We start from the raw sequence: 13,874 nt of genomic DNA on the forward strand, positions 1-13,874 counted from the left end.
ATTTCAATAAATATTCAAATATCGGAGTGCTGTGATAGCCTTTTATCTGCTTGTCCTCAATTTCTTGACTTAGATCGCAATCAAAGCGAACCAAGATTACATGATTCTTTTTCCAATAACGGTTAGGATTGAAAAAATGGGAAATACCCCATGTAATTCCCTGACCGTTTTCGGTATCCGTAAAGGCATCGGGTTACAAAGGGACCGGCGGCATCTAACATTAGCTCGACAGAAGTTGCAATTTCAAAATTCATCCAATCTTTGGCAAAGTTCAGGCATCGATATATAAACGGCTCATTCTTGTACATGTTTTTATTGGTGTCGGAGTGCCTACGGTGGCATCGTTATCGGAGTTGAACGGCATGTTGCAATCGTGACCAAAACGGGCCATTTTATCAATATTCGGGGTATGTATGTTCGGATGTCCATAGGCGCCGCTGTCGTCCGAAACCATATCATCGGCTATTATGAAAACGATATTCGGGCGTTCATCCCCTTAATTTTCAATTTCTTTTTTTGATGAACAGGCCGTTGTGAAAATAGTAATAAACAGTAAAGCGGAAAGTTTGAAGCTATTCTTCATAATGCATTTAATTCGAATATGAATTCAAGTTGACCCGCAATAGGTAATCATCTGCGGTTATGAACACATACCTTTCATCGTCGCTGAGTTCACAATTCCATGTATTTTTATCGGTTCTGATCGTATGCCTGAAAATAGGGCCTGGGAAATCTGGTTCTCTTTTATGGCCGTCTTCTGTACGACTAACAACCAATTTAATTACAAGAAATGGAATTGACATAGGATGCCTATTTCGATTTTTTATACTGCTCTGTCATGGGATGAAAGCCGATTTCGACACCGTCCAACATTTGTTGGTATTGTTCGGGCCTTTCCTTTTTCACCCATTCGAGAACATCTACGGAAATCGCATGAACAGGATGGTATATGGTACTTCCCGGCTTCATCTCTATATCGTATTCGAGGGTTCTTTTTCGTAATTTGTCAAGGATATCACCGTACTCGGGGTTTTCCGCCAAATTGTGCAACTCTTGGGGATCCTTCTCCAAATCATACAGTTCTTCTTTTGGTTTTGTAGGTTCGAAGAATATTTTTTGGGCGTCGTTTAGTTTGCCCTCCTTTTTCAACCTCCGCATTACATGAACCGCAGGCCTATAGAATTCCAAATAGGCTTGGTGGGCATCAAAAGGGACTTCCGGCCTATCATTTCGGATGTAGGCCCATTTGCCAGAGGTGACTGCCCTTGATTTTTCTTCGATCTCGTCCCATAGGTCACGGGCGCCGTACACATAATCCCGTTTGAAATTTTTATCGAAAATAGGTTTACCGGTCATATATTCAGGTACTTCGATGCCGGCGAAATCGAGAATTGTGGCTGTAATATCGGTAGCCGATACGACATCTTTCCGTATTCTATCTCCATCCAAACCTTTTGGGGAATACACGATAAGCGGAATATGAAGACCGGGATCCTGTAGGTATCCCTTGCCACGAATATTACAACGTCCATTATCACCAATAAAGATAACTATCGTATTATCGGCCATGCCCTTATCTTTCAGTTCTTGAAAAATCATGCCCACTTCATTGTCGAGGTACTCGATTTGGTCAAGGTATTTCGCCCAGTCCAAACGGATGATAGGATCATTCGCCATGAATTTCGGCAGTTCTACCTCGTTCGGGTCGACTGGGTGTTTCGATTGCTCCCTGACCTCGTTCCACCAATCTCCTCGGTGGCTCGCAACAAGCTGAATCTGGGCAAAGAAAGGTTGATCTCCCTTTTCAAAAGTGTCGTATTTATCGAAGATTCCGAATTGTGTTTTTCCGTCCCACGGGCCTAAGGGCTCATGCTTAAAATTGACATCTATTTTTCGCCCTTTTCCCATCACGCCATGATGCCCTAAAATTGTGGTGTATCCAGCCTTACGAAGCCAATAGGTAAAGGGTTTGAAATTTTCGTCGAGCGGCACGTCGCGATTACTCCTATGGTTGTGGGCATTGATCTTTACCTGGTGGGTACCCGTTAACATGGCAGAACGACTGGGCGAGCAGATAGGGTTCGTAACAAAGCAATTATCGAACCGAATACCTTCTTCGGCCATTTTGTTCAGGTTCGGGGTCTTGACGGCTTTCATTCCATAGCATTCGAGATCAAGGCTCATGTCTTCGGCCATTAACCAAATGATGTTTGGCTTCGATTGGCTAAGCCTATTAGATTTTTCTTGGGCCAAAATGGTGCATGCGAACAAAAGACAAATGTGGGTAAATGCAAAATTATTCATTTTCGAATTTTAGTTGTTAGAGATGCCCTTTCAAGAATGTGAATTACATTTTCTATATTCAATTCCATATTTTCGTTCTAAAATGTGGGTACTGCCTCTGCCTCCCATGCGGCCAATTCTTTCTTTAGATTGGACTCTTGCTCCAAATTTTCACCTATCAAATTGTGCTGTTCCGAAAGATCTTCCCTTACATTGAACAGTTCAAATTTTCCACTATGGTATTTGACCAGTTTCCAATCTCCCGAAATGACCGAAGCATACTGATCTTCATAACTTCGAAAAAAATAAAGGTTTCGCTTTGCCAAGATGCCGCCTTTTATGATAGGCATAAGGCTTTCCCCATTGATCCAATCGTCGGTACAGGGCTCGCCGGAGGCGATTTCAATGAGGGTGGGATAAATATCCAACGATTGCACCGGAATATCGGTCGTCGTATTTGGCTTGGTAAGTCCGGGGTAATCAATGATAAAAGGCACTCTCGCCCCGCCTTCCCCTAGGGTATTGCCTCCGGTTTTGCCGCCGCTCAATGGCGACTGATCAAAAAAACCACCTTGATCGGAAATCAGCAATACTACGGTGTTTTCGGCCATTCCTTTTTCTTTAAGCGCTTTTCGAACCCGACCGACGGACTCGTCCATGGCCGTAACCATGGCGGCATAATTGGCGAATCTATCTTCTAAGCCTTTCTTCTTATATTTTTCCACGAGATCTTTGGGTCCCTCATGTGGGCCATGAACATTATAGTACCACAACGAAAGCATAAAAGGTTGTGCTTTGTCATAGGTGTCTATAAAATTTTCGGCCTTGTCGGTCAAGACATCCGTAAGGTACTTATTTTTTGGAACGTCTTCCAACGGATTGTCTATCTTAAAATAAGGGGGATAATAATTGTTGGGGTGGCCCGCGTTCGCCGTACCATATTGTTCGTCAAAACCTTGTTTTATAGGATGATACGGCTCATGGCCCAAGTGCCATTTACCAATGAACATGTTGTAGTAACCATATTCCTTTAGACGTTCCGCATAGGTTATCTCTTCCAAAGGTAACCAATTATGGGAAGGCATTTGAACAGGGTCCTTTGGCCATAAATGGAATTCTTCATCCGTTCTGCCATTTTTAAAGCCTGCCTCATCTCCTCCCGGAATATGCCGTACCATTTGAAAGCGGACGGGTTCTTTGCCGGTCAATAATGAAGCGCGACTCGGGCTACAGGTGGGTGTTGCAATATAGGCCCGCGTAAATTCGAGTCCGTTTTTTTTCAATTTGTCAATGTTCGGTGTATGGAAGAGTTTTGTCCTGTACCCAAGATCTACCCATCCCCAATCGTCCACAAATAGCAAAACGATATTGGGCTTTTCAACAGTTTGGGTCGTTTCTGCCTGAGCTGTTTCCTTTACCGATTTTTTATCGGCCTTGCAGGCTACTGAAAATGTCAGTAGGATTGTGACTACGGCTGTAAGTGTGCGGTTGTTTTTCATTTTGTTGATTTAGAAAATACGTTATTCAATAAAAAAGGACGATTCAGGAATCTTGGACTTTGCCATCGAAGGCCCTTTCCATTGTAGGTCAATGGTATTTTCTTTATTAGGTTTATTTTGATAGTATACCCGAATTGGGTGGTAGCCGGCTTTCAAGTTCATTTTGCCCTCTCGTAGCGTTCCGGCGGCATAGTCATAATCGGCATCGATGACGCTGGCCTCATGAATACGGACGAAAGTTTTGTTAGTCGCATTTAGATAAAAGGTATATGCTCCATTTTCAGGAATTTTTATGTAACCCTCAAAAAGATAGACATTGCCCTGATTGCTATCGATTTGTTCCGGCGCTGGTGATTTAACAGTACCTTGTGCTACGGCTGTTAAGGTAGTTACCTGTGGCAACCAGGGAGCCTTGCTTTCATAGGCCCTCCACTTCACACCATTTTTTACATTTGAAATATGACTTGCGGGCACCAACTGGTCATCATAGGGCCGGGCTGCGGTACTATTAGGCATTCGCACTTGTAGTACGCTCTCTTTCATTTGCTTCTGTAGTTCGGCCATATCATTATTGCCAGCTAGGTTTTTCGCCTGATGGGTATCTTCGATAACGTTATAGAACTCGAAATCGTCGTCGGCATCTTGAATGTTATAGCGCAGACCTACGAGGTCGCCAACGCGCATCATTTGCATCTGCTTTCGAAGCCTACCACGATTATTGGGTGAAAATTCATTGTACTCGGGTGTTTTACCGCCTTGATTGTACTCCACATAAACGAGGCTTTCTTCCTGTTCTCCTTGTCCGGTCAAACTCGGTAGTAAAGATACGCCATCGCTATTGATGGGCGCCGGTAGGCCTGCGGCATCGGTAAAGGTGGGAAGCCAATCGTATCCGATACTTGGGGATTCCACGAGCTGATCGGCAGGAATTCTGGAAGGCCATCGAGCGATGGTCGGAACCCGTTCGCCACCTTCGAGGACATCTCTTTTTATGCCATCGAAAGGACCGAAACTATTGAAGAAATTGGCGGCAAAATCTTCGTCTGGTAGATAACTTTCTATGGAAGGCCCATTGTCGGAAGTAAAAATGACCAAGGTATTTTTATCTATATCAAGATCCGCCAACAACTGAAAAATATCCCCCACGGCATCATCGATTCTTCGGGTGCTGGTCGCATAGCGTTTATACACATTCGGCCAAGCTACCTCTGCGGTTTCGGGATTGTTGTCATGGTCATAGGTGGCATCCGCATAGTCCGGATGGATCCAAGAATCAACTTCCCCCGAGGCACTATTAATCATGTTTCCCGGTTTTCCCAACCATTGCAACCCCCCGTTAAGACCACCACCTTCGGGATATGCCTGTGTTGGAATTTCCGTAACGGCATGTGGGGTGTCATAGGCCAAAAACATAAAAAATGGGGTATTTTTTTCGGCGGTTGTCTGTTCGACGATCCATTTTTTGGCAACGGCGGTCCAGAGATCTCCGGTATAGCATTTATCCAGACCTTTGCTTACCTCATTTTTATTTTCATACACTTCTTTTGCGCCACGGTAGACGCCTTCTACCGGATAATGCTCGTGTCCGTCTACATGGCGCATATATCCATAGTAATAGTCAAAACCTCTATTTAATGGATGTGCCGGCCATGAATCGCCATCTTCCGACCATCGACTGGATCCCATTAATCCCCATTTTCCGATGGCGGCGGTTGCATACCCCGCCTTTTGCATGACATTGCCCACCGTATGGTTATCGGCCAAGGCTTTGTCGAATTGCCCATCGCGCACATTGGCATGGCCCTGACTTAGCCCGGACAGGAAAGAAGATCTCGACGGTGCGCAAACTGGTGCCGCGGTATAGTGATGGGTAAGCATAGCACCTTCTGCGGCCATTTTATCAAGATTGGGTGTCTTGGTCCACGGTTCACTATGATCGTTCTCTTTTTTACGCTGGTTTTGAAAAAACACCCCTACGTCACCATAACCAAGATCATCGGTCAAGATGTAGATGATATTCGGTTTTTGAATGGCCTGCTCCGTCTTTTGTAAAATAACATTTTCCTTTTTCCCGGAACACGAAAACAGGATTGAGCTGGTGACGATTGCTGTTAGAAGTTGCGTCGTGAATTTGAGTGTAGTCATCTGCTTTTTAGTTGTGAATTGAATTTGTCTTAGGCTGGATATTCCAATTAATCTATGGAAATTCTTTCAAGACAAGAATTTCGTTCCTTTTTACTTTTACTGTTAAATTTAATATTCTACAAAGCTGATTTTGATTATGTTACTTAAACTTTGAAAACCCTTTATTTCCTTTGATTTTTAAACGTTCTCTGGAGGAAGTGTCAGCGTTTAAAACCTTTGTTGAGGTTCCGTCATAGGTGTTCTTCAACACTTCAACATTTTCACAATTTTTAAAATCGAATTGTGATGCATCGGGGTATAAAGAGGGAGCCGTTTTGGTCTGCTTGATGGTATTTCCTGTAATAATTAGGCCGTCGACACGATCCGCCCACACGATACGATTGTCAAAAGTGGCGATGGTATTGTTCTCGAACCGGATATTGCGATCGTACAATTCAGTCTGGTCAAAACTTTTTCCAAGACGGGGCGTGATGTTCAGTACGGCGTGCTCCATACCGCTATAGGCGCAGTATTCAAAATTGTTATTATGGATCAAAACGTCTTCAACGGCACCCGATTCGAACCAAAAATAGGTTTCCCCTCGAAAGAAGACAGAGGACATCATGGAAGAAAACTCGTTGTTTTCGATTAGGATTTTCAAGGGTGTCTTTAAAACAATATTACGGGCCCTATGATCTTTTATGATACAACCACGCATCGTAAAGGTCGGGTTCCATGTTTTGTTTTCCAAAATATCACCTTGGGCCAGATTTTCGGGAAGTTTGTTCTTAAAGCGGAGCTCGGAATATTTTTCGTTTACAACGGAAACCACGACCACCTCATTTTCAGATGCCCTTTTCGGACTCGGATTTTGAATAAACCATATTCTATCGCCCACCCCTGCAAATTCGAATCCCATCTGCTCAAAGTGCTTGAGTTCGATTCGAACGGTATGGTCATCCAATATTTTATCGACTTCTACATAGGTGCCATGAACATTGGTACCATCGTCGAGCATGTGTTTAAAGGTGCAGTTTTCTATTAGAATATCACCTTTGCAATTCGCGAAATGCGTAGCATCGGCAATGGTCGAAACGACACGGTCGGAGCCTTCACGAACATAGATGCCACATTTGGAAATGGTTATATTTTCGGTTCGTTCGAAGAGAAATCCCATCCCTAGTGCATGATGAATGGTAATATCTTCAAAATGGATGTACTTTGATGATGTTACTTGAAAGGCCGGTGCATAGCGATTATGGTCATGGTCTCCTTTTGAATTTAGAATCGAACCAATAGGTGGATACTGTTTTAACTTCTCATGAAACCGTAATATGCCATTGGGCCGTTGCTCTACCCAACGGGGTCTGCTCGACATGTCCCAAGCCCCGTGTGCCACTCGTTTGTGTTTGGCATCGAAGGCAAGGGTGCTTCCCAATTCGGGAAAAACAAAGCCATCGATATTGGGGAAAAGTATGCGATCGTTTTTCAATTCCCACGAAAATCCCTCAGTAAAGGGCTTAAGATCGCGCCATCCTTCTTTTTTATCCACGGCAATAACTTCCCCTTGAAAGACAAAGGGAATGTCCCAATCTAAAATCAAGTTTTTAACGTTCACCTTACCGCAATTGTTGAATTGAAAAGGTGCCACCTGACCATGGAAAATAAACTCGGCACCATTACCTTCAATTTCAACGGAATCGAAGTCCTCGAACAAAAAAACGATACTTTTTAGTCCGTTCCCGTGGTTGGTGATATAGGTGAATTTTTCTAGGGCGTAATCGGGTAAGAAGGAATAGGTTCCCTTTTCGAAAACCAGTTTTACCGACTTTTCGGAAATATTTTCTAGTGCCTCCCGGAGTATGGGAGTCATATCGCCGGGCTCCGGTTTTATCGTGATTGTCTGTTGGGCGCTCGCTGAAATGGTTCCAAGAAGGAGGAACATAATATAGAGACAAAACCTATGGCCGATTTTTTTATTCATTCTTAGTGTTCTTTACAAATTTACCCCTGTTCCTTGCAAAGAACTATCGTGATCCCACGTAATCAACCAGGGATCTCTCGTTTCTTTTTGGAAGGTTTTCATCTTAACGATCAGTTCATCAAGTTTTTGTTTATAATCGGGGTTGTATGCCAAATTCTTCAGTTCATCAGGATCTTTTAAGAGGTCGTAGAGTTCAAATTCGGGTCTAAACAGATAGTTTTTCACCTTGCGCTTGCCAAAATACTCCTTGTCATTGCGATAAACTTCCTGCCAAGTGGATGCCGCCCACAGATCGGATGCAAAGGGGTATTCGGCACGCCATTCTATATTTCGTATCAACTTATAATTGCCGCTACGAACTACTCGCATGGGGTAGTACATGGTAATCTCATGAAAAGTATGCGAGGCGTAAACTTCGTTCCAATCTTTTGGGTTATCCTCATTAAGTACATTTTTAAATGACTTGCCATGTAATTTATATGGCTTGGGATCTATCTTGGCCATGTCTATTATGGTTGGCGTAAGATCGGCCCACGTAATCATCGCATCTACCACATAGCCTTTCTTTTTTACGAACGGGTCTTTGACGATACAGGGCAGTTTCATGCCCGGTTCGTACAAGGTTGTTTTTGCCCCAGGGAAGGCCATTCCGTTGTCGGAGATGTAAATTACGATGGTGTTGTCCGCTTTTCCGGAATCTTTCAATAGTTGCATAAGCTTGCCAAAACCTTGATCTATTCTTGAGATGCTTTGGTAATACTGTGCAATTTCTTCCCTTGATTCCTTACTGTCCGGTAAAAAGTCGGGAACAAGCACATCTTTAGGGTCGTAAGTGACGGTTTCAACACCGGGGTAGCCCTCTGGTCTGTTTCCGAAACTGTTCGGGGCATCCCAGCGCGATGGGTCGGTCGAGTTCGCACGATGGGGATCATCGGTACAGAAATAAAGAAAAAATGGTTTTTCACTTGTTAACACGCCTTGACATTTTTCGGCCATTTCATACGTGCTTCTGGGGTTTGCCTCGAGTACCTTTTGAAAGTGGTATACTGATTCCGGTGCTAAATGGTATTTTCCGATCCTTGCGGTTTCATAGCCCGATTTTTCCAGTATTTTAGGTAATGATTTCACAGTATCATAGGTACTAAAATGATGGTAATCATGTACATGGCCATAAGAGCCTGTGGCATGGCCATATTTGCCCGTAAGAATTACCGAACGACTGGCAGCACAACTGGCACTGGTACAATAGGCATTGGTAAAGCGGGCACCTTCGGCGGCCAGCTTGTCCAAATTGGGGGTTTTGATTACGGGGTTGCCATAAGCCCCGATGGCATCGAGGCCGTGGTCATCGGCTACGAATAGGATGATATTGGGACGATTCAAGTTCTTTGTGCTAATAGCGCTTTTTTGTGCCTCCGATTTCTCGGCACACGAAAAAATTATTGTGAACAGAATTGCCAATATGCCAAGGATAGATAATTGGTTTGTAGTTCTTTTCATTTTAATTCTTCTGTTTATTTTTTTCAAGGGAATGGTTCTTCTCACAATATTTATCTTAAAGCGACCAAGCTTTCCCTCCCGTCATTTTGTTCAGATCTCCACAAGAAACATATTCTCCCGGAACCGGTAAATAGGCAAGTACTTCTTCACCCACATATTCGGTACATTTGTAGCCCCAGATGGTCAAATCCCTTATTTTTGACGCATACGGAAGTTCTTTTTTACCCTCTCCTTGCAATGCGGCCAACATGACCGGGGCAAGATCTTCCGTTACAAGTTCACTCGCTTTTGATTTCCCGGAAGCTTTTAGGGCTTTGGCCGTCAACTGATCCAGGGTAGCTTTAAGCTGATCCTGCTGTTTTTTCTCCATGACCTCTTTCGCAAAGCTGTCCAAAAAAACATGAACGTTTACTTCGGAAGCCGATTTGGTATCGGTTTTGGGGAGTATGGCATCTACCAGATTTTTAAGAACAGCACCTTGCTCTGGCGATAAGAATTCAGGTGCACAAACTACTTTTTGATTGCCCTGGCAACTTTGTACAATACCCATGAATATCGGGGCCGCAATTACGTAGCCCATCGACATGCCCATTTGCATCAATGCTTTTCTTCTATCCATCATAAGTTTCCTTTTTTAAGTTCTTGTGCCGCATGATTGGCCGCCCGTGCGGTAAAGGCCATGTAGGTCAGCGATGGGTTTACGCAACTTGCGGACGCCATAAATGCACCATCGGTGACATACACATTGGGTACGGCATGTACTTGGTTATGCCCGTTCAGTACCGATGTCTTGGCACTTCTTCCCATTCGGGCAGTCCCCATTTCATGAATTCCATGACCTATGTTGTACTTGCTGTTATTCGTATTAATATCTTCAAATCCGGCTTTTTTTAACATTTCGGCAGCTTGCGTAACAATGTCCTCACGCATTTTAAACTCGTTGTCCCGTATTTCGGCATCAAAGGTTACGGTGGGCAATCCCCATCCGTCCAATTTGTCATAATCAAGGGTCATACGGTTATCTTCATACGGAAGAATTTCTCCGAAACCACCTACGCCCATTGTCCATCCGCCGGGTTTTAAAATGGCCTCTTTCAAAGCGACGCCCATGGATAGTTCGGCAACGGAATCTTTCCAGTTTTTGCGACTCGCACTGCCTTGGTAGCCGAAGCCACGTATATAATCTTTGCTTTTTGATTTTGCATCTATATTTTTAAATCTGGGGATATAGACTCCGCCCGGTCTTCGGCCTTTGTAATATTTATCATCATAACCATCGATTTTGCCATTGGCCCCGGCACCCAGGTGATGGTCCATAACGTTTCTTCCGACTTGATCGGAATCATTGCCCATTCCGTTAGGAAAGCGGTCCGATTTAGATTGTAATAGGATAGAGGCAGATGCCATGGACGAAGCACACAAAAAGATTACTTTGGCATTAAAAACTAACTCTTCTTTGGTAAGCCTATCGATTACTTTGACCCCGCTCGCTTTTTTGGTATCTGGATCGTAGATAACCTCGGAAACGATCGAATCGGGCCTTAAGGTTAGGTTGCCTGTGCGTTCGGCAGCGGGTAGGGTAGAGGAATTGCTACTGAAGTATCCGCCAAAAGGGCAACCTCTTGAACAGCGGTTTCTAAATTGGCATTTGGTACGGCCCTCGAAGGGTTTGTCGCCTGTTATGTGGGCAATTCTACCCGCGGTAATTATTCTACCGTCAAGATTTTTATAAACCTCGTCCCTGAAATGTTGTTCCACGCAATTGAGTTCCATCATCGGTAAAAACTGACCATCGGGGAGTTGGGGGAGTCCTACATTTTCACCCGAAACTCCAATATAGGTCTCCACTTTATCATACCATGGTGCAATGTCTTTATAGCGAACCGGCCAATCGACTCCGTGCCCATCATTTTTATTCGCTTCAAAATCAAGATCACTCCAGCGGTAACTGTGCCGGCCCCAGGTTATCGAACGCCCACCAACGTGGTAGCCCCGCATCCAATTAAAGGGTTTGGTCTCGTTATACGGATGGTCAAGATCGTTTACGAACCACTTATAGGAATCTGGACTTTTTCCCTTATTGGTTCTACTTTGTTTGGGTCGTTTTGCTTTTTCGGCTATGGAGAGTTCTTCGCCATGGGGAAAGTCCCACGGGTCCATATTGGCAGTGGTATAATCCTTTATATGCTCGACCATTCTGCCACGTTCCAAAATCAAGGTTTTTAGACCGTTTTCGCAGAGCTCCTTGGCCGCCCAGCCACCACTAATACCTGTTCCTACCACAATCGCATCGTAGGAATCTTGTTCTTCATTAAAATAAAATTTACTCATTTGGTGAATGTTTTAAACGGATATAGTATTAAATGCTTCGAATGTGATTAATCTAAAGTCAAGCCAAGACCTTCGAGCAATCAAATGTATCTTTTGAACTACGTCTTCGTTAAAAAAGAATGGTTTTGAGAAGTAGTTTTCTTATGAGTGCCATGGTCTTATACGGTATTGTTGATATGAGTTCAAAAGAAATCCAATTTTATAAAATAAAAGTATTTAGGAGTTTATATTATGTTTCTCTGCGTAAATGGGAAAATGAGTTGGAAAATTCAAAACGAGCCTATTGAAATTGCCCAACACGAATCATTTATCGGAAAGGCCCTTGTTCTTTTTAATGTGTATCATGGTGTTATTGTCAGATTGTTCGATTCTAAGAGGCCAGGTAAAACCGTTGAAGGTGTTTTTCGTTATTGTTACATCTTCACAATAATCCAAACTGATCGGTGGCAATTTTGAACCTGTCGGATAATCGGTGCTGAGGTCTATCGTATTTCCTTCAATAAGCAGACCCTTTACGGATCGGGCATGCACCAACAATCCATTATAACTTTTAATCACATTATTGGTAAAGCGAATATTCTGATGGTATTTCTCATCGCCCAAGCGCTGTTCATCGGTAAGCATGGGCGACACAAACAGGGGATAGCCCTCACCATCGCCAAATCCAATATCTACGAAGGTATTGTTGTTTATGGTAATGTCGCGAACCCCACCGGACTCATACCAGGCTTTGTTGTCGCCTTCGATAAGAATACCATTCATTTGGGAGGAAAAATAATTGTTCTCGATTAATACCTTTCCCTTGGTCGAAATAAGGGCGCTGCGCGCCCGGTTCTCCCTAACAATGTTCTTCGTCATTACTATATCAGGGTTCCAGGTAATATTTTCAAAGGAGAGCGGACCCGTTGGTAGATTTTCAGGAACTTCGGAAACCGTAATCAGCATGCGGTTATCATTTAGAATTTTTATGTCATCAACGGTAGTAGCGGAAATCGGTAAGACGGTTTCCCGCGAGGTAAACATAATGTTATCGCCCGGTTCGGCAAAGGTCAATCCCCATTGTTGCTGATGGCTAATGGAACACATAAACGTATTGTCACCTCTGTTTTCATCGATATTCACATAGGCCCCATGTACGTTGATACCGTCATCGAGCATATGTTGCAATAGACAATTTTCGACCTTGATCAGGCCCTTACAACCCAAAAAGTGCGCGGCATCGGCACGTGTTGAAAAATTGCGGATTTCCCTAGAGGTTACCACCAATTTATTTAGCGTAATATTTTCGCAACGTTCGGCGATCAGGGCCATACCTCCCGCGGCATAGACCGTTACGTTTTGAATAAAAATGTCTTTTGAATTTGATGCGTGTATGGCCTGTGCAAACCTATTGCCACCGGGGCTTGGGCCATAGGTGGCAAATAGGGTGCCTATCGGAGGAGTTTCCTTAGTGATATTCGTAAACTTGGCCTTGTTATAGTCCAACTTGACAATTTTCACATCGCTTCCTGAATACTTTAAAAAATAATCTTTGGTATTCCAAATGGGTGCCCTTGTTTTTGGGTCGAACGCAATATTCTGGCCGATACCATCTTGCCAATCGTAATGATTGAACAGGATTTCGTTATCCTTTACCTCAAATCCGAATTTTGGATTGGCAACTTCTGCGATAAAGGAATTCTCGTTCGTGTCGTTCTCGATTACTTTTAATTCGTTGACAAAAGATTTTTCCCAATCGATGCTGAAATTCTTCAAGACGGTATTGGTCGAACCGTCGATTATTATGGGACAGATTTTTCCATGGAACATGAAGGTCGAACCATTGCCGTCTAACGTAAGATTCTCAAAACCGAACAGCGGAAAAGCCATACGTTTAATACTATTGTCGTGATTGGCTACCGCCCGATAGGCTTCCACCGCATTTTCAGGATAAAATTCATATTGTCCCTTTGGAAAAAACAAGGTCACGTTCTTTTTCCCTTTTAAAGATTCCAGTAGTAGGTTGACATCAAGTGTGACATCCTTGCCCGGTCGAATACCATGATCGCCCACATTGATTACCTGTGCGTGAATAGCGCCCATAAGAAAAAAGTAAACTGCCGCCGTATATAGGAATTTGATCATGTGATTGGTTTTTAAATATTAAGATTACC

At 43.5% G+C, this 13,874-nt stretch carries 9 protein-coding genes; all 9 read right to left on the reverse strand.

What is annotated here, in order from left to right:
* Window positions 1–271: 271 nt before the first annotated feature.
* Window positions 272–478 carry a hypothetical protein gene (locus BLT07_RS13950; RefSeq protein WP_139205148.1) on the reverse strand — a complete coding sequence of 69 codons (207 nt, stop codon included), beginning with the start codon at window positions 476–478 and terminating at the stop codon, window positions 272–274.
* 332 nt (window positions 479–810) lie between these two features.
* Complete coding sequence (locus BLT07_RS13955; RefSeq protein WP_317040771.1) at window positions 811–2,271, reverse strand: sulfatase family protein; 1,461 nt, start codon at window positions 2,269–2,271, stop codon at window positions 811–813.
* 110 nt (window positions 2,272–2,381) lie between these two features.
* Complete coding sequence (locus tag BLT07_RS13960) at window positions 2,382–3,782, reverse strand: sulfatase (RefSeq protein ID WP_091869974.1); 1,401 nt, start codon at window positions 3,780–3,782, stop codon at window positions 2,382–2,384.
* A 21-nt stretch (window positions 3,783–3,803) separates the two neighbouring features.
* Entirely contained in the window at window positions 3,804–5,927 is a 2,124-nt protein-coding gene (locus tag BLT07_RS13965) for a sulfatase-like hydrolase/transferase (RefSeq protein ID WP_091869977.1), read from the reverse strand.
* Window positions 5,928–6,066: 139 nt separating this feature from the next.
* Window positions 6,067–7,779, reverse strand: a complete 1,713-nt coding sequence (locus tag BLT07_RS13970; RefSeq protein ID WP_139205149.1) for an alpha-1,3-galactosidase-related protein — start codon at window positions 7,777–7,779, stop codon at window positions 6,067–6,069.
* Between the two features lie 123 nt (window positions 7,780–7,902).
* The gene (locus tag BLT07_RS13975; RefSeq protein ID WP_091869982.1) at window positions 7,903–9,390 is read right to left on the reverse strand and encodes a sulfatase family protein; all 1,488 of its coding nucleotides are present in this window, start codon (window positions 9,388–9,390) and stop codon (window positions 7,903–7,905) included.
* Window positions 9,391–9,445: 55 nt separating this feature from the next.
* Window positions 9,446–10,012, reverse strand: a complete 567-nt coding sequence (locus BLT07_RS13980) for a gluconate 2-dehydrogenase subunit 3 family protein (protein ID WP_245726556.1) — start codon at window positions 10,010–10,012, stop codon at window positions 9,446–9,448.
* Window positions 10,009–11,721, reverse strand: a complete 1,713-nt coding sequence (locus BLT07_RS13985) for a GMC oxidoreductase (RefSeq protein WP_091869985.1) — start codon at window positions 11,719–11,721, stop codon at window positions 10,009–10,011. The genes BLT07_RS13980 and BLT07_RS13985 overlap by 4 nt, the downstream gene beginning before the upstream one ends.
* A gap of 303 nt (window positions 11,722–12,024) precedes the next feature.
* Window positions 12,025–13,845, reverse strand: a complete 1,821-nt coding sequence (locus BLT07_RS13990; RefSeq protein ID WP_091869987.1) for an alpha-1,3-galactosidase-related protein — start codon at window positions 13,843–13,845, stop codon at window positions 12,025–12,027.
* Between the last annotated feature and the right edge of the window lie 29 nt (window positions 13,846–13,874).

Origin of the sequence: Pricia antarctica, assembly GCF_900101815.1 — a bacterium.
GTDB lineage: Bacteria > Bacteroidota > Bacteroidia > Flavobacteriales > Flavobacteriaceae > Pricia > Pricia antarctica.

Coding starts and splice junctions, on each gene's coding strand:
- BLT07_RS13965 (WP_091869977.1), bottom strand. CDS start 5,927: ATGACTACACTCAAATTCACGACGCAACTTCTAACAGCAATCGTCACC.
- BLT07_RS13970 (WP_139205149.1), bottom strand. CDS start 7,779: ATGACTCCCATACTCCGGGAGGCACTAGAAAATATTTCCGAAAAGTCG.
- BLT07_RS13985 (WP_091869985.1), bottom strand. CDS start 11,721: ATGAGTAAATTTTATTTTAATGAAGAACAAGATTCCTACGATGCGATT.
- BLT07_RS13960 (WP_091869974.1), bottom strand. CDS start 3,782: ATGAAAAACAACCGCACACTTACAGCCGTAGTCACAATCCTACTGACA.
- BLT07_RS13975 (WP_091869982.1), bottom strand. CDS start 9,390: ATGAAAAGAACTACAAACCAATTATCTATCCTTGGCATATTGGCAATT.
- BLT07_RS13990 (WP_091869987.1), bottom strand. CDS start 13,845: ATGATCAAATTCCTATATACGGCGGCAGTTTACTTTTTTCTTATGGGC.
- BLT07_RS13980 (WP_245726556.1), bottom strand. CDS start 10,012: ATGATGGATAGAAGAAAAGCATTGATGCAAATGGGCATGTCGATGGGC.